This window comes from Flavobacterium endoglycinae (genome assembly GCF_017352115.1).
GTDB lineage: Bacteria > Bacteroidota > Bacteroidia > Flavobacteriales > Flavobacteriaceae > Flavobacterium > Flavobacterium endoglycinae.
In genome coordinates this window covers 696,581-711,002 of record NZ_CP071448.1, presented here as the reverse complement: position 1 = coordinate 711,002, position 14,422 = coordinate 696,581, and the positions used below count along the sequence as shown (strand labels likewise).

The window sequence follows — 14,422 nt, the reverse complement described above, 5'->3', positions numbered from 1 at the left end:
TATTATTTTGTAACAAGTTGATTTTGATTTAAAATTCCATAAACAGAACCTTTGATTTCAGTTCCTAAGAAAGCAGAATTTTTAGATTTTGAAAGAATGTTTTCTTTTGTAAAAGTTGATTTTCCTTCAGTTGAAAATAACGTAATATTCGCTTTTGCACCTTCTTGAATAACAGGGCTTTCAAGACCAAAAACACTTCTTGCTGCTGTAAGTTTTTTAATTATAGTTTCTACTGGTAAAACCGTTAATAAAGCTCCAAAAGCACTTTCTAAACCAATAGTTCCGTTTTTGGCTGTGTCAAATTCCATTTTCTTGAATTCGATATCGATTGGGTTGTGGTCTGAAGTAATTATGTCAATTGTTTCGTCAGCAATTCCGTTTAATAAAGCTTGTCTGTCAACTTCAGTTCTTAACGGCGGTGTCACTTTGAAACGTGTATCAAATCCGTCTAGTTTTTCATCGGTTAAAACCAAATGATGCACAGATGCACTGCAGGTTACATGTAAACCTTTCGCTTTCGCTTCTCTAATTAATTCCACTGATTTTGCTGTAGAAATAGTTGGGATGTGAAGTTTTCCGCCTGTATATTCTAATAAAAATAAGTTTCTAGAAATCTGAAGTTCTTCGGCTAAATTTGGAATTCCTTTTAAACCTAATCTTGTAGAAACAATTCCTTCGTTTGCTACACCATTTCCTTTAATGTTTGAATCTTGCGAATAAGCGATTACCAATCCGTCGAAATCCTGTACATATTGTAAAGCAATTTTCAGAATATTGGCGTTGTCGATACTTTTGTTGTAATCTCCAAAAGCAATCGCTCCAGAATTTTTCATGTCAAAAAGCTCCGCCATATCTTTTCCTTCACTGGCTTTTGTCAAAGCACCGATTGGGAAAATTTCTGTAGCAAATCCATTTGCTTTATTTTTCACAAAATTTACCTGAGATTGATTGTCAATAATTGGTAATGAATTGGGTTGTAATGCAATTGCTGTAAAACCGCTTTTGGCTGCAACTTGTAATCCGTTAGCAATAGTTTCTCGGTCTTCGTAACCTGGCTCGCCCAGTGAAACACTGCTATCAAACCACCCTTGAGAAACATGAAGATCTTCAAAACGAACAACTTGAGCATCATCATTTGGAAGAGAAACTCCTATTTTTTCTATTACACCATCTGCAATTAAAAGATCAACAGTCTGATTGTGAAACGGACTTTTTGAGTCGATAATTTTGGCGCTTTTGATGATTAGTTTCATATTTTGGATATTTATTTTATTCAAACATTAAATGTTTTTTATTTTCTACCATGAAGAAATTAAGTTCATAAAGAGAAAGAGCTTAATTCTCTGGACATTTATAATAAGATCATAAAGGAAAAACTTAATAATCTTAATGTCTTAATGGTAAAAAAAATCATTTTACAAATTTTATAATTGCTATTTCTAATGCTAAAAATAACAGTGCAAAGATAACAAACCATTTCCAAATCTGGCTGTCGGTACGTTCAGTTTGTAAGGTGTTAAAAATGGTCGAAATCGTATCGGCCGTCTTGAAATCAGAAACTACATTTGTGTTTATTTGACTCAAATTGCTTTCGGTTCTTTTGTAATTAAAACTTAAATTTTCAACCCATTCTTTTTTATCAAAAACACTATAATTTCCAGCTGTTTCAGGAAAATCATTGAAGGTGAGTTTGACTTTATTATTCAATATCTGCTGGATTGGTATAAATTGATCGTCTGTGCCTTTTACTTCAAGAATGGCATCTTTTGTCAATAAAACATCAACAAAATAAGGCTGATTATTGCCAATAGTTAAAGCATTTACACCAGTTTTCTGATTGTTCTGAGCGATTTTATAAAATAGCGGAACAATTAAAGGCGATTGCTGAAAATTGGAATTGCTGCTGTTTATTGGTGCCGAAAAAACAGTAATTCCAGCTGTTGGGTTTTGAACTGCAGTTACAAAAGTACTTTGGTCTTCGTAAGATAAAACGGCCGGATATGGACTTGATATATCAAAAGAAGAATTCGTTTTGGGATATTGGAAATTCGTGATTTTATTCTCAAAAACACCTGAAAATAAAGGGTGATCAAAATTGATTTTTGTAATCAGTTTGCTTTCTGTTTTAAGATTGTTGAATTGGATTTTTCCAAAATTCGCCAAGAAAGAATTGAAGTTGGAAACCGAACTTTTCTCGGAAGGAATCACAACCAAATTGCCTCCTTTTGCAACAAAAGCTTTTAAAGTGGTTTGTAAAGCCTGAGGAATTTCGGCTAATTCATTTAAAATAATCGTGTTTTGTTTTTCTAAACTATTATAGTCTAAAGAGCCGATTGCGTAATTGTTGTAATTGAATTCGGCGGGTGTATAAATTCTAGATAAGAAATTGCTTTTTTCAGGTTCGCCAATACTGATTACATTTGTTTTTTTGTTTTTAGAAATACTGAAAAACAATTTATTGTCATAAGCCAATCCATTGTCTTCTATGGAAACATAACCGTGAAAAGCTTCTTTTGGAATGGTAAAATTGATTTTCTTTTTCTTTGCGTCAAAATTGATAATCGTTTTGGCAATTAATTTATTTTGATTGTACAAAGCCGTTGAAACAGGTTTGAAATCTTCACCATATGCCGATAAATTCACACCAATTTCGTAGAAGTTTTCTAAAGTTTGATTGATGTACACGCTGTCAATCGAAATGTTGTTTTTCTGTTCAGCTTCTGGAATTATGAGATAAGGCTTTTCTTCAAAATCAATATTTTTAGTGTCTTTTTCACTTAAACCAACAGCATCAGTAATAATTACGATATCTTTTTTATAGGCTGATTTATGTGCTTTTACTTTTGCCAATATGGACGAAAGTTCAAATGGTGTTGCGCTGTATTTTAGGTTTTGTAAAGCGCTTTTAGACGATTTTATATCGGTATTCCAGTAGTTTTCTGTGTTGGTTAAAAGGGAGAATTGAGCGGTTTCGGGTGTGTTTTCTAATAATTCCTGAACGGCACGTTTCAGTAATTCGCCTTTTTTGCCTTTTGCCTGCATACTGAACGAATTATCCAGAATGATGTACATTTCGTTTGTGGCATTTTTGCTGTCTTTTGCTTCGAAAAATGGCTGGGCAAAAGCGATAATCGCACACGTTAACAGTAACAAACGAGTGGTAAGCAATAATCGTTTTTTGATTTTTGAACTTTTACGGGTTTGAACAGCAAGCTCTTTTAAAAAACGAACGTTCGTGAAATATGAAGTTTTAAAACGTCGTAATTGAAATAAATGAACCAAAATTGGAACAATCAATAAAAAAAGAAAGTATAGAATTTCGGGATGTTTAAAATGCATTCTGGCTTCGATTTACTTCGCTACGTTTTGTTTTTCGCGAAGATGCTGGTCAAAAATACGAATTAAAAATTATTTAAACCCTATAAGTTCGCATAAGAGATTATTAGTGGGAAATTAAAAATAAAAAGTGAATCGATAGAGAATAGAGAATAGAGAATAGAGAATAGAGAATAGAGAATAGAGAATAGAGAATAGAGAATAGAGAATAGAGAATAGAGAAATATTGCTTATACATCTTAAATGAACTTATATGGTTTAAAAGGCGTAAAAATGTAACTTTTGTAATTTCTTTTGTAACAAACAAACTATTACAAAAAGATATTAATGCGTATTTTAGCTAATTCTAAAAAACAAACTATGAAAAAAATATCTTTAATATTATTCTCGGCTTTGGCAATCACAACTACAAAAGCTCAGAATAAATTTAACTTGTTGGTTGGAACGTATACCAATACGTGTCAGAGTAACGGAATTTATGTTTATGAATTCAATTCGGCTACAGGTGATTTTAAATTAAAACAATCTTCTGAAAATGTTGTCAGTCCAAGTTATTTATCAGTTTCTGCAGATAATAAATTTTTGTATGCTGTAAACGAAAATGGAACTCAGAGTACCGTGAGTGCTTTTAAATACGATTCAGCTTCGGGAAAAATAAGTGTAATTAATAAAAATGATGCATTAGGAGCAGATCCATGTCATTTGATTAATGATGATAAAAATGTAATTGTTGCGAACTATTCTGGGGGAAGTATTGTCGTTTACAAAAAAAAGGCAGACGGAGGAATTACAGAAGTTCAGCAGTTAATTCAGCATGAAGGAAAAGGACCAAATAAAGCACGTCAGGAAAAAGCTCACGTACACATGGTGACTTTTTCTCCAGATAAAAAGTTTGTTTTGGTAAATGATTTAGGTTTGGATAAAGTATTCATCTACAAATATAATCCAACTTCAAAAAACGAAATACTGACTTTAAAAGGAAGTGTTGACGTGAAAAAAGGAAGCGGACCAAGACATTTAACGTTCAGTAAAGACGGGAAATTTGTGTATTTGCTTCAGGAATTAGATGGCACATTGACGACTCTAAGCTATGATAAAGCAGGAAGTCTAAAAATTATAGCTGAAACGAGTATACTTGCCAAAGATTTTAAAGGTGGAACTGGTGCAGCGGCGATTAAACTTTCGCCAGACGGAAAATTTTTATATCTTACAGATCGTGTAGATGCTAATACTATTTCGGTTTACAAAATCCAGAAAAACGGAAGTGTTGAACTAGTTGAACAGCAAAGTACTTTAGGGAAAGGCCCAAGAGATTTTGCAATTGATCCAACAGGAAATTATGTTTTAGTGGGACATCAATATACCAACGATATTGTCATTTTCAAAAGAAACGCCACAACAGGAAAATTAACGGATACTGGAAAAAGAATCGAGTTGTGTTCGCCGGTTGGGTTGGTGTTTACGAAAATTTAATTTTTAGGTTCAAAGTAACAAAGGCTCAAAGGTGCAAAGGTTTTTAAACCTGCACTTTTGAGCCTTTTTAATACTTTGCCACTTTGGTCCTTTGAACCTCTGTGCCTATGAGAAATTATTTATTTTTCTTTTTCTTCTCGTTTCTTGTTTTCAACATATTTCTATTGACAGAACCGTGGGTTTTCTTTTTGGTTTTTGATGGTCCGCCCAGATTAACTTTTTGATTCTTTTTTGATTTTTCATGAAAAGCACCATCACCTTCTAGTTTTGGTTTTTTCATTAAGAACTTCCTTGGTAATTTGTCTTTTTCAGGTTCGATTAATTTCTCTGAAATTTCGACTTCTTCAGGCAAATCAACAATTTCAAGTTCCTGATCCATTAAAAGTTCAGTTTCGATTTTATATTCTTCTTCTCTTGGAGTAACAAAACTAATTGCAGTTCCGGTGGCATCGGCACGACCTGTACGCCCAATTCTGTGCATATATAATTCAGGTTCTTCAGGAAGTTCGAAGTTAATTACGTGAGTAATATTAGAAATATCCAAACCTCTTGCCATAACGTCGGTTGTAATTAATCCGCGAAGATTTCCTTCTTGAAATTCAGCCATCGTACTCAAACGGTAATTTTGAGATTTATTAGAGTGAATTACACCAAATTGTCCTTCAAAAAGCTCATCAATACGATTGAAAAGCATATCTGAAATCTTCTTGTTGTTTACGAAAACCAAAATACGACTCATACTTTCGTCGGTTTCCAATAAATGTTTCAGCAGATTTACTTTAGTATTGAAATTCGGAACATTATAAGTAAGCTGTGTAATTTTTTCAAGCGGAGTTCCTGACGGAGCCAAAGTAACTTCTTCAGGAAAATCGAAATAATCATTCAAAAGATTATCAACTTCATCTGTCATAGTTGCTGAGAACAGAATGTTTTGACGTTTGGTTTTCATCATCGCAAAAAGCGCAGTCAATTGAGGTCTGAAACCTAAATTCAGCATTTCGTCAAATTCGTCTATCACAAGTTTTTGTGTTTCGTCAAAGCGAACTACAGCATCAAGCGCTAAATCCATTGTACGGCCTGGCGTTCCTACTAAAATATCAACACCTTCGTAAACGGCTTTTTTTTGTGTATTGATGTTAACACCTCCGTAAATTCCAAGGGTTTTAACGGACATATATTTGGTCAATTTTTCTACTTCTTCAACCACTTGAACGACTAATTCACGTGTGGGTACCAGAATTACGATTTTTGGTGTATTAGTATTTGTGAATTTGTAAAGCTTTAAGAGAGGCAGTAAGTACGCAAATGTTTTACCAGTTCCGGTTTGTGCAATTCCCATCATATCGCGTCCAGACATGATTACAGAGAAAGATTTTTCTTGAATAGGAGTAGGCGTAACAAATCCTAATTCGTCAACGGCTTTTTGTAATGATTTTGGAAGATTGAATTTTTCGAAAGTGCTCATCTGCATAAAATTTTTGCAAATGTACGTTAAAATGATGGTTTTTTGTTGAATTTGTAATTTTAGATGTCTTTTTGTACATCAGAAGTCTCGGGACGCTAAGTAAGACGATGAAATTTTTAACACATAGAAACATAGATTTTTTATCTGCAAAAATATGATAAAAGAGAAAAATATTTCTTTCGCATAGATTGCTATGTGTATTTAAATTAAGTGAAACACCTTTTTTAAGTTTGTTAAGACTATGTTTCTATGTGTTTAGAATTAATTCTTTAATGATGTTTTGATTTACAAAACTAAAACCCTTCAAAAACGCCTAATCCAAATAAAGCAAAATCGTATTTTACGGGATCTAAAGCATCCATTTCGCGGAGTTTTTTGTCTAATTCGGCTAACGCTTTTGCGTCGTTTTGTTTTCGTTTCAAGATGTCAAGTTTACGGGCTACATTTCCAGAATGCACATCAAGCGGACAGGACAATGCGGCTGGGGAAATACTTTTCCAGATTCCTAAATCGACACCTTTTGCATCCTGACGAACCATCCATCGCAGGTACATATTAATTCGTTTTGCCGCCGAATTGTTCATTGGGTCTGAAATGTGTTTTTGTGTTCTGGCTAAATGATCGATTTCGAAGAATATTTTTTTGAATTCGCTGATGCTTTTCTGTAAACTGTTATTTTCTTGATTTTTGGCAAATACTGCTTCCAATCCGTTGTGGTTTTTATAGATATGCTGTAAGCCTTTAATAAATCCGCCAAAATCTTTTCCGTTGAAGGTTCTGTGAACAAAATTTTCAAGATCAGCGAGATTTTCTTCAGAATGCGACATAACAAAATCGTAAGGTGTATTACCCATCAATTCCATCATTTTATGCGCATTTTTGATAATCATTTTTCGGTTTCCCCAAGCAATAGAAGCACTTAAGAAACCAGCAATTTCGATATCTTCTTTTAGCGTAAATAAATGCGGAATCTGCACAGGATCACTTTCTATAAAATCCTGATTGTTATATTGAATGACTTTTTCGTCAAGAAATTCTTTGAGTTCTTTTTGATTCATGTGAAATGAAATGTTCTTATTATTCGAGTGCCCTAGCCCTGATGGAAGCGGCATCCTTTTACTGGCTTCTTTAGCAAGTAAAAGATATAGCGGACAGCAGGAAACAGCTTCTAATTACTAATCTGCCCGTCGACCATAACTAATTTTCTGTCGGCCATATTGGCTAATTCTTCGTTATGCGTTACGATTACAAAGGTCTGTCCGAATTCATCACGAAGTTTAAAAAATAACTGGTGGAGGTTTTCGGCTGAATGGGTATCGAGATTTCCAGAAGGTTCATCGGCAAAAATGACATCAGGTTTATTGATTAAAGCTCTCGCAACTGCTACACGCTGCTGTTCTCCGCCCGAAAGAGCGCTTGGCTTATGATTAATTCTATGGGATAAACCTAAATATTCTAATATTTTTTTGGCTTCTTTTTCAGTTTCTGCCTTTGGTTTATTGGCCATAAAAGCAGGGAGGCATACATTTTCTAAAGCAGTAAATTCGGGTAATAATTGATGAAACTGGAAGATAAAACCTAAATTCAGGTTTCTGAAATCAGATAAGATTTTATCTTGTTTGCTTTTTTTAGAAAAATATCTGTTGTAATAAATCAGCATTAAAATTATGGGAAGTATTAATATGGCTGTTGTTACGTAACGCATTGTGTCATCGAAGATTTTACCTCTAAAAAACAATAAAAAGACTGCTAAGGCTAGAATATAAATTAATCCTGACCAAGTAATGATTTTAAAAGTTCTTTCTTGTTTTGAATTGTCGTTCTCGACATCTTGCAAAGCAAGTACATTTTTACCGTTTATAGTTAATGATGAATCAGGATTGCGTTCGGGTTTATCTAAAGTTCCTAAAATTTGTAACAAAGTGGTTTTTCCGGCACCTGATGCCCCAACAATCGAAACAATTTCGCCTTTTTTGATATGTAAATCAACTCCTTTTAAAACTTCAAGTTTATCGTAGAATTTATGTATGTTTTTTGCTTGTATCATGTAGTGAAACTGTTTTTACAAAGAAACGAAGATTATAATCAATATTCAAATTGAAAATTCCAAATTCCAAATTCCAAATGGTCTAATTATAATTCAAAATCTAAAATCTAAAATCTACAATCTACAATCTAAAATCTAAAATCTTAGAATATACAATTACTAAATCGGTATGTTTCTTGATATGGGAATTTAGAAATTAAATTTCATAATGAAATAATATTGATTTCGAGTATAATTTTTAAATTCGATTAAACTTTAAATAATTGTAACATGCAAGATTTGAAAGTAGTAGAAGATAATAGAATGTCAAAATTAATCATTGGGCTAATTTTGGACGGAATTGGTATGATTTCTTTTTCGATTCCATTACTTGGAGAGTTTTCGGATGTAATCTGGGCTCCAATTGCAGGTATTATTATGACTAGAATGTATAAAGGCAGAGTAGGAAAGGTTGCGGGAATTTTGACTTTTCTTGAAGAGATTATTCCGTTTACAGATGTGATTCCATCTTTTACTTTAACTTGGATTTACACCTATTTTTTTACAAGACAACCTAATGATTTTGAATAAAATCTATTTTTCTTTAAAAGATAAAAGGTTTAAATTTTGTCTTTAAATAAAAATCCAAGTCCCATGTTTTTAAGCATTTTCTTTTCAAAATTCCAGAAGAATTTAAACTGCCCAAAAATAGTTCCAATAAAAACTAGTAAGACTTGATAAATTGGGAATATAATAATAAGACGAATTAGGGTAAACCAGCCTCCAAAATCTTCTTTGGTAATACCCAGCCAAACACAGAATGGTTTAGACAGCCAAGCAGATGCCGATCCTGTAATGGCAAAAACGATAAATATAATTATGGCTTGTAAATTTGAGGTGATTCCCCAGCGTTCTTTTAGTTTGTTCATCGCTATTTGTAATGATTACAAATATAGTATATTATCTTGATGGAACATAACCCCAAAGCTTTTGTTTGTAAGTATTTTGAAAATAAATCATGTAATTGTAAATTAAATAATTTACTTCATAACCGTAATGTATGTCCGGACGATAATTAATCGATATTTCATATAAGTTTGGATTATATCGCTGTGGTTGTAAAACGCGATTATTCCACTCGGTTACATATAAATAGTTTTTATTTTCAAGGTATTGTAATGAATAATAATTTCTTGGATAGGCTCTTGAAGCAAGCCAATTGGTAAATCCGTTATCAATTATGATGACTTCGTATTCTAATGAATCATTTGCAATTCTTACGGTATCATTTCCTTTTTTAATTGGCGTCGTGTCTGTACTAGCAATATTCTGCGAAGTTGTAGAACATGCTATAATTGTAAGTAAAACAATCAATATGGAAATGAATTTTTTCATAATCTGAGTTTAGAAACTTAAAATTACGAATAAAATGGAAAGGGGAGATGTATTTTAACAGTTTTTAAAGGAGCAAAGGAACAAAGGCTCAAAGAAGTAAAGGTTTTAAGATCAATTTTTAAACTTTGAACCTTTGTCGCTCTGAACCTTTGCGCAAAAAAAAACTATTTCCCAAACAATTTTCCGAAAAGTCCAGAAATTCCTCCTTTACTTTTGGTAACTGCTATGGCATCTTCTAAGTCTACTTTTCCGTCTCCGTTTTGGTCAAGTCCAAACTGCATTCCGTATTTTGAAATGGTATCCATTATACTTGACGCTTGTCCGCTGTTTCCTGAGATGGAATTGATGATATCTGAAATTTGAAAACTTCCATCGTTTGGATCTTTTGCCTTATTTACTAACGAGCTTAAAATTTGTGGAATCATGCTTGAAGCAACTCCCGATGCATCTGAACTGCTTAAACCGAATTTTTCTCCTAAACTGCCGCTCAATTGCTGTGAAATCTGCTTTACCACAGGATTAGAATTATCAATTGATGCATTTCCGTTGAATAAACCGGCAAGTTGTTCTACTCCTCCTTCTGAAGCTATTTTTTGCAATCCTGAGAAAATAGACGAACTGGTTTCGTTGATTACAGCTTCATTGTGTTCATTTGGGACAGCGGCGTTGTTTACAACTGCATCACCTCCGTACTGCTTTACTAATTGGGTTAATTGTTCAAACATAATATCAAGGTTTAAATTATACTCCAAAAATAACAAAAAGAAAGGGATTTACTACAAAATTGTAATAAATCCCTTTAAAGATAACTTTTTTATTTTATCTAGCTTAACAAAGTAATAATTTGTGAAGCTAACTCAGTACCAATTCTATCTTGTGCTTCTCCAGTTGCAGCTCCAATGTGAGGCGTTAAAGAGATTTTAGAGTGCATTAAAATTGCCATTTCTGGTTTTGGTTCGCTTTCGAAAACGTCTAAACCTGCAAAAGCCACTTTTCCTGAATCTAAAGCTTTTACTAATGCTACTTCATCAATTACACCACCACGAGCACAGTTTACGATTCCAACACCGTCTTTCATGATTTCAAGTTCTTTTTCGCCAATAATGTAACCATCTTGTGCAGGAACGTGTAATGTAATGAAATCAGCTTCTTTGAATAAAGATTCTAAAGATTGAGAAACGATTGTAGTAGTAATTGATTGTCCGTCGAAAAATTCAACTTTTACATCAACTTGAGGAATAAAGCTATCAGCAGCGATAACTTTCATTCCAAGACCAAGAGCCATTTTTGCAGTAGCTTGTCCAATACGGCCAATACCAACAATACCTAAAGTTTTACCTCTTAATTCAGTTCCGTTAGCATATGCTTTTTTCAAACCTTCAAAGTTAGAATCTCCTTCAAGAGGCATATTTCTGTTAGAATCATGTAAAAAACGTACACCAGAAAATAAGTGTCCGAATACCAATTCAGCAACAGATTCTGAAGATGAAGCCGGAGTATTAATTACATGAATTCCTTTGCTTTTAGCATAATCAACATCGATATTATCCATACCAACACCACCACGACCGATGATTTTAATACCTGGGCAAGCATCGATAATATCTTTACGAACTTTAGTGGCACTACGAACTAAAATTACGTCAATATTGTTTTCGTTTATATAGTTAGCTACTTGTTCTTGAGCTACTTTTGTAGTGATAACTTCAAAACCACCTTTTTCTAAGGCTAGAATTCCGCTTTTAGAAATTCCGTCATTTGCTAATACTTTCATTGTATTTTTATGTTTATTTGGTTAATCGTTTAATCGATAAACCAGTATTTGATTTTTCTTTTTTGATATTTTAAAGGAAATATTTTTACGATTAAACAGTTAAACAAATTAACGATTAAACGTATAAACGGTTAAACTTTAGATTCCAAAGCTTTCATTACATCAACTAAAACCTGAACACTTTCGATAGGCATAGCGTTGTAGATTGAAGCTCTGTAACCACCAACAGAACGGTGCCCAGGTAAACCAGAAATGTTTGCTGCTTTCCATAAAGCGTCAAAAGTTTCTGTGTGTTCTGGATTGTTCAATAAGAAAGTCACGTTCATGTTAGAACGGTCTTCTACTTTTGCAGCACCTTTGAATAATGGGTTTCTGTCGATTTCAGTGTAAAGTAATTCTGCTTTGGCGTTGTTTAATTTTTCAACAGCAGCGATTCCGCCTTTTTCTTTAATCCATTGCAAAGTTAAAAGAGAAACGTAAACTGCAAATACAGGTGGAGTATTGTACATACTTTCTCCTTTAATGTGTTTAGCATAATCTAGCATACTAGGAATAGTTCTTCCATTTTTGCCTAAGATTTCTTCTTTAATTACTACTAATGTCGTTCCTGCAGGTCCCATATTTTTTTGAGCTCCAGCATAGATTAAATCAAATTTAGAAAAATCTAATTCACGTGAAAAAATATCAGAACTCATATCGCAAACAACAGGAACATTTGTTGTTGGGAATTCTTTCATTTGTGTTCCAAAGATGGTATTGTTACTTGTGCAGTGGAAATAATCAGCATCAGCTGGAATTTCGTAACCTTTAGGAACATAAGTATAATTGTCTTCTTTTGAAGAAGCTACGACAACAGTTTCACCGAAAAGTTTAGCTTCTTTAATGGCCGCAGTTGCCCACGTTCCTGAATCTAAATAAGCTGCTTTTCCGTTTTCTTTTAATAAATTGTATGGTGCCATTAAGAATGCTGTACTTGCACCACCTTGTAAAAATAAAGCCTGATAACCTTTTCCTTGAAGACCTAATAATTCTAAAGCAAGGGAACGAGCTTCCTCCATAACTGCAACGAAATCTTTGCTTCGGTGCGAGATTTCAAGAATAGATAACCCTGAATCATTAAAATTTAAAATTGCTTTTGATGCCTTCTCAAAAACTTCCTGAGGTAAAATACTTGGTCCTGCGCTGTAGTTGTGTTTTTTCATGGTTGTTGTTAATAGTCGAAAATTTTAAAGACGCAAATTTCGGTAATAAGAGCCGAAAAAGCGTTAAAATATTCGAAATAATTAAACAATTTATTACTTTGTTGTTAACAAAAACGTTATAGTATCGACATTATCTGCGTAATCCCACAATTGCGGTTTTTGAGTTTTTCCGAATGGGATGCTATGGGATACAAAATCGTTTCCAACGATGCATTGAATTTGATCCTGATCTGCCTGAAGACGCTTTTCTAATTCTTCTAGATTTTCATAATATTCATAAAAAACACTCGAAATAGGAGAGGCATAACTCGAATCTTCTTTTAATGTCAGAAAACCGTTGTCGATAAGTTTAAAATTACTCATTAGGAAAACGGCTTTGTTGTAATCGTAGTTGTTGGCGTATTTTTCGTATTGAATAACATCTTGATATTTGAAAACGGCTTGAAAAAAATCATCAAAAGAATACCCTTTTGGAACAAAAAGTTTAGAGACATTTCGGCATCCTAAACCAAAATATCTAAAAATATCTTCTCCTAGAGCTTCTAATTCTTCTTTGGTTTCTTTTCCGTTTAAAACAGCTGCCGAATTTCGGTTTTTGCGGATAATTGAAGGTTTGTCTTTAAAATAATATTCAAAGTAACGAGACGTGTTATTACTTCCGGTGGCTATTACTGCATCGAAATTTTCTAGTTTTCCTTCCACGAAAGTAATTTTCTCTTTTAAATTTTCATCAACAGCAATTAAATATTTTGCCAAGAATGGCAATAAATGCTGATCGTTTGACGAGGTTTTAACCAAAGCTTTGTTTCCAGTTATTAAAACCGATAGAAAATCATGAAAACCAACTAACGGAATATTTCCTGCTAGAATCAAAGCGACAGTTTTTGGATTTTCGTTATTCTCATCAATTTTATAAGCGGAAAGCCATTTGTTGATGTTTTCTTCTGTCAACGCTTCTGCCCACGATTGTACCGAAAAATAAACTTGTTCTGGCGTATACCAGCCATTGTGGGATTGTGATAGATGAATCAGCTTTTCGAAATCATCAAAAAAGATATCATTATATAAAACGTCGGATTTCTTCGTGGAATTTCCTTCAGAAAACTGACTTAAAAATTTTCCTAATTCAACAAAAACACTTTTTTTTGTTTCTAATGTCATAATGTTTGCTTATGAATTGTTTTGATTGTAATTTTGCAACAAAAATAAGCATAATTAAGTCGAAAGTCAAAAGCCATAAAGTCAAAAGCGATGCTTGTCTTTATTTTGACTTTGGAACTTTAAGACTTTTAACTTTAAGATCAATAAACGATGGCAATAATTATAACTGACGAGTGTATAAATTGTGGGGCTTGCGAACCGGAATGCCCTAATACAGCAATCTATGAAGGAGCAGATGACTGGAGATATAAAGATGGAACAAGTTTAACAGGAACTGTAGTTTTACCTGACGGAACTGAGGTGGATGCTAATGAAGCTCAAACTCCAATTTCTGACGAAATCTATTATATCGTTCCAGGAAAATGTACAGAATGTAAAGGTTTCCATGACGAGCCTCAATGTGCAGCGGTTTGTCCAGTTGATTGTTGTGTACCCGATGATAATCACGTAGAAGATGAAGAAACGCTATTAAATAGACAGGCATTCTTGCATGGCGAGTAATCTTAAGCTTCTTAATATATCTATAAAATCCTGAGTTTTCTCAGGATTTTTTTTATCCTGAAATCAGGTATTTTTTAAAGTTAGTTTAC

The 14,422-nt window shown here is 33.3% G+C and carries 13 protein-coding genes and 2 pseudogenes; 3 read left to right on the top strand and 12 right to left on the bottom strand.

Going from position 1 to position 14,422, the window contains the following annotated elements:
* Nucleotides 1–2: 2 nt before the first annotated feature.
* Together J0383_RS03110 and J0383_RS03105 are read right to left on the bottom strand one after the other, a co-directional pair.
* Nucleotides 3–1,253, bottom strand: a complete 1,251-nt coding sequence (locus J0383_RS03110; RefSeq protein ID WP_207296993.1) for a dihydroorotase — start codon at nucleotides 1,251–1,253, stop codon at nucleotides 3–5.
* A gap of 157 nt (nucleotides 1,254–1,410) precedes the next feature.
* Nucleotides 1,411–3,339, bottom strand: a complete 1,929-nt coding sequence (locus tag J0383_RS03105; RefSeq protein WP_207296992.1) for a vWA domain-containing protein — start codon at nucleotides 3,337–3,339, stop codon at nucleotides 1,411–1,413.
* A gap of 357 nt (nucleotides 3,340–3,696) precedes the next feature.
* Between J0383_RS03105 and J0383_RS03100 the strand changes: the two genes are divergently transcribed.
* Nucleotides 3,697–4,809 (top strand): lactonase family protein, encoded by a 1,113-nt coding sequence (locus tag J0383_RS03100; protein ID WP_207296991.1) that lies wholly within the window; start codon nucleotides 3,697–3,699, stop codon nucleotides 4,807–4,809.
* Nucleotides 4,810–4,924: 115 nt separating this feature from the next.
* Here J0383_RS03100 and J0383_RS03095 read toward each other — a convergent pair whose 3' ends face one another.
* From J0383_RS03095 to J0383_RS23785, 4 genes and pseudogenes are all read right to left on the bottom strand, one after another.
* On the bottom strand, nucleotides 4,925–6,274 hold the full coding sequence (locus J0383_RS03095) for a DEAD/DEAH box helicase (RefSeq protein WP_207296990.1): 1,350 nt from the start codon (nucleotides 6,272–6,274) through the stop codon (nucleotides 4,925–4,927).
* 293 nt (nucleotides 6,275–6,567) lie between these two features.
* Entirely contained in the window at nucleotides 6,568–7,332 is a 765-nt protein-coding gene (locus J0383_RS03090; protein WP_207296989.1) for a TIGR02757 family protein, read from the bottom strand.
* Nucleotides 7,333–7,442: 110 nt separating this feature from the next.
* Nucleotides 7,443–7,892, bottom strand: a pseudogene (locus J0383_RS23790) (ABC transporter ATP-binding protein); the annotation flags it as partial.
* 207 nt (nucleotides 7,893–8,099) lie between these two features.
* Nucleotides 8,100–8,321: pseudogene (locus J0383_RS23785) on the bottom strand (ATP-binding cassette domain-containing protein); the annotation flags it as partial.
* 270 nt (nucleotides 8,322–8,591) lie between these two features.
* Between J0383_RS23785 and J0383_RS03080 the strand changes: the two are divergent.
* A complete protein-coding gene (locus J0383_RS03080) occupies nucleotides 8,592–8,891 on the top strand; it encodes a hypothetical protein (RefSeq protein WP_207296987.1) in 300 nt (99 codons plus the stop codon).
* A 29-nt stretch (nucleotides 8,892–8,920) separates the two neighbouring features.
* Here J0383_RS03080 and J0383_RS03075 read toward each other — a convergent pair whose 3' ends face one another.
* The 6 genes from J0383_RS03075 to J0383_RS03050 all read right to left on the bottom strand — a co-directional run bounded on the left by J0383_RS03075 (nucleotide 8,921) and on the right by J0383_RS03050 (nucleotide 13,832).
* Nucleotides 8,921–9,229, bottom strand: a complete 309-nt coding sequence (locus J0383_RS03075) for a DUF6787 family protein (protein ID WP_207296986.1) — start codon at nucleotides 9,227–9,229, stop codon at nucleotides 8,921–8,923.
* 31 nt (nucleotides 9,230–9,260) lie between these two features.
* Nucleotides 9,261–9,695 carry a DUF6146 family protein gene (locus tag J0383_RS03070; RefSeq protein WP_207296985.1) on the bottom strand — a complete coding sequence of 145 codons (435 nt, stop codon included), beginning with the start codon at nucleotides 9,693–9,695 and terminating at the stop codon, nucleotides 9,261–9,263.
* A 164-nt stretch (nucleotides 9,696–9,859) separates the two neighbouring features.
* On the bottom strand, nucleotides 9,860–10,420 hold the full coding sequence (locus J0383_RS03065) for a DUF937 domain-containing protein (RefSeq protein WP_207296984.1): 561 nt from the start codon (nucleotides 10,418–10,420) through the stop codon (nucleotides 9,860–9,862).
* 98 nt (nucleotides 10,421–10,518) lie between these two features.
* Nucleotides 10,519–11,469, bottom strand: coding sequence for a D-2-hydroxyacid dehydrogenase (locus J0383_RS03060; protein ID WP_207296983.1), 951 nt, complete (start codon nucleotides 11,467–11,469; stop codon nucleotides 10,519–10,521).
* Nucleotides 11,470–11,600: 131 nt separating this feature from the next.
* Complete coding sequence (gene serC, locus J0383_RS03055; RefSeq protein WP_207296982.1) at nucleotides 11,601–12,671, bottom strand: 3-phosphoserine/phosphohydroxythreonine transaminase; 1,071 nt, start codon at nucleotides 12,669–12,671, stop codon at nucleotides 11,601–11,603.
* Between the two features lie 93 nt (nucleotides 12,672–12,764).
* Nucleotides 12,765–13,832, bottom strand: coding sequence for an acyl-CoA reductase (locus tag J0383_RS03050; RefSeq protein ID WP_207296981.1), 1,068 nt, complete (start codon nucleotides 13,830–13,832; stop codon nucleotides 12,765–12,767).
* Between the two features lie 150 nt (nucleotides 13,833–13,982).
* On the opposite strand from J0383_RS03050, the gene J0383_RS03045 reads away from it, so the two are divergent.
* Nucleotides 13,983–14,333, top strand: a complete 351-nt coding sequence (locus tag J0383_RS03045; protein WP_207296980.1) for a 4Fe-4S dicluster domain-containing protein — start codon at nucleotides 13,983–13,985, stop codon at nucleotides 14,331–14,333.
* The last annotated feature ends 89 nt before the right edge of the window (nucleotides 14,334–14,422 follow it).

Bases quoted from the DNA above. Each gene is read 5' to 3' on its own strand.
- J0383_RS03105 (WP_207296992.1), bottom strand. From the start codon at position 3,339: ATGCATTTTAAACATCCCGAAATTCTATACTTTCTTTTTTTATTGATT.
- J0383_RS03070 (WP_207296985.1), bottom strand. From the start codon at position 9,695: ATGAAAAAATTCATTTCCATATTGATTGTTTTACTTACAATTATAGCA.
- J0383_RS03060 (WP_207296983.1), bottom strand. From the start codon at position 11,469: ATGAAAGTATTAGCAAATGACGGAATTTCTAAAAGCGGAATTCTAGCC.
- J0383_RS03080 (WP_207296987.1), top strand. From the start codon at position 8,592: ATGCAAGATTTGAAAGTAGTAGAAGATAATAGAATGTCAAAATTAATC.
- J0383_RS03110 (WP_207296993.1), bottom strand. From the start codon at position 1,253: ATGAAACTAATCATCAAAAGCGCCAAAATTATCGACTCAAAAAGTCCG.
- J0383_RS03075 (WP_207296986.1), bottom strand. From the start codon at position 9,229: ATGAACAAACTAAAAGAACGCTGGGGAATCACCTCAAATTTACAAGCC.
- J0383_RS03100 (WP_207296991.1), top strand. From the start codon at position 3,697: ATGAAAAAAATATCTTTAATATTATTCTCGGCTTTGGCAATCACAACT.
- J0383_RS03050 (WP_207296981.1), bottom strand. From the start codon at position 13,832: ATGACATTAGAAACAAAAAAAAGTGTTTTTGTTGAATTAGGAAAATTT.
- J0383_RS03090 (WP_207296989.1), bottom strand. From the start codon at position 7,332: ATGAATCAAAAAGAACTCAAAGAATTTCTTGACGAAAAAGTCATTCAA.
- J0383_RS03065 (WP_207296984.1), bottom strand. From the start codon at position 10,420: ATGTTTGAACAATTAACCCAATTAGTAAAGCAGTACGGAGGTGATGCA.
- serC (WP_207296982.1), bottom strand. From the start codon at position 12,671: ATGAAAAAACACAACTACAGCGCAGGACCAAGTATTTTACCTCAGGAA.
- J0383_RS03095 (WP_207296990.1), bottom strand. From the start codon at position 6,274: ATGAGCACTTTCGAAAAATTCAATCTTCCAAAATCATTACAAAAAGCC.
- J0383_RS03045 (WP_207296980.1), top strand. From the start codon at position 13,983: ATGGCAATAATTATAACTGACGAGTGTATAAATTGTGGGGCTTGCGAA.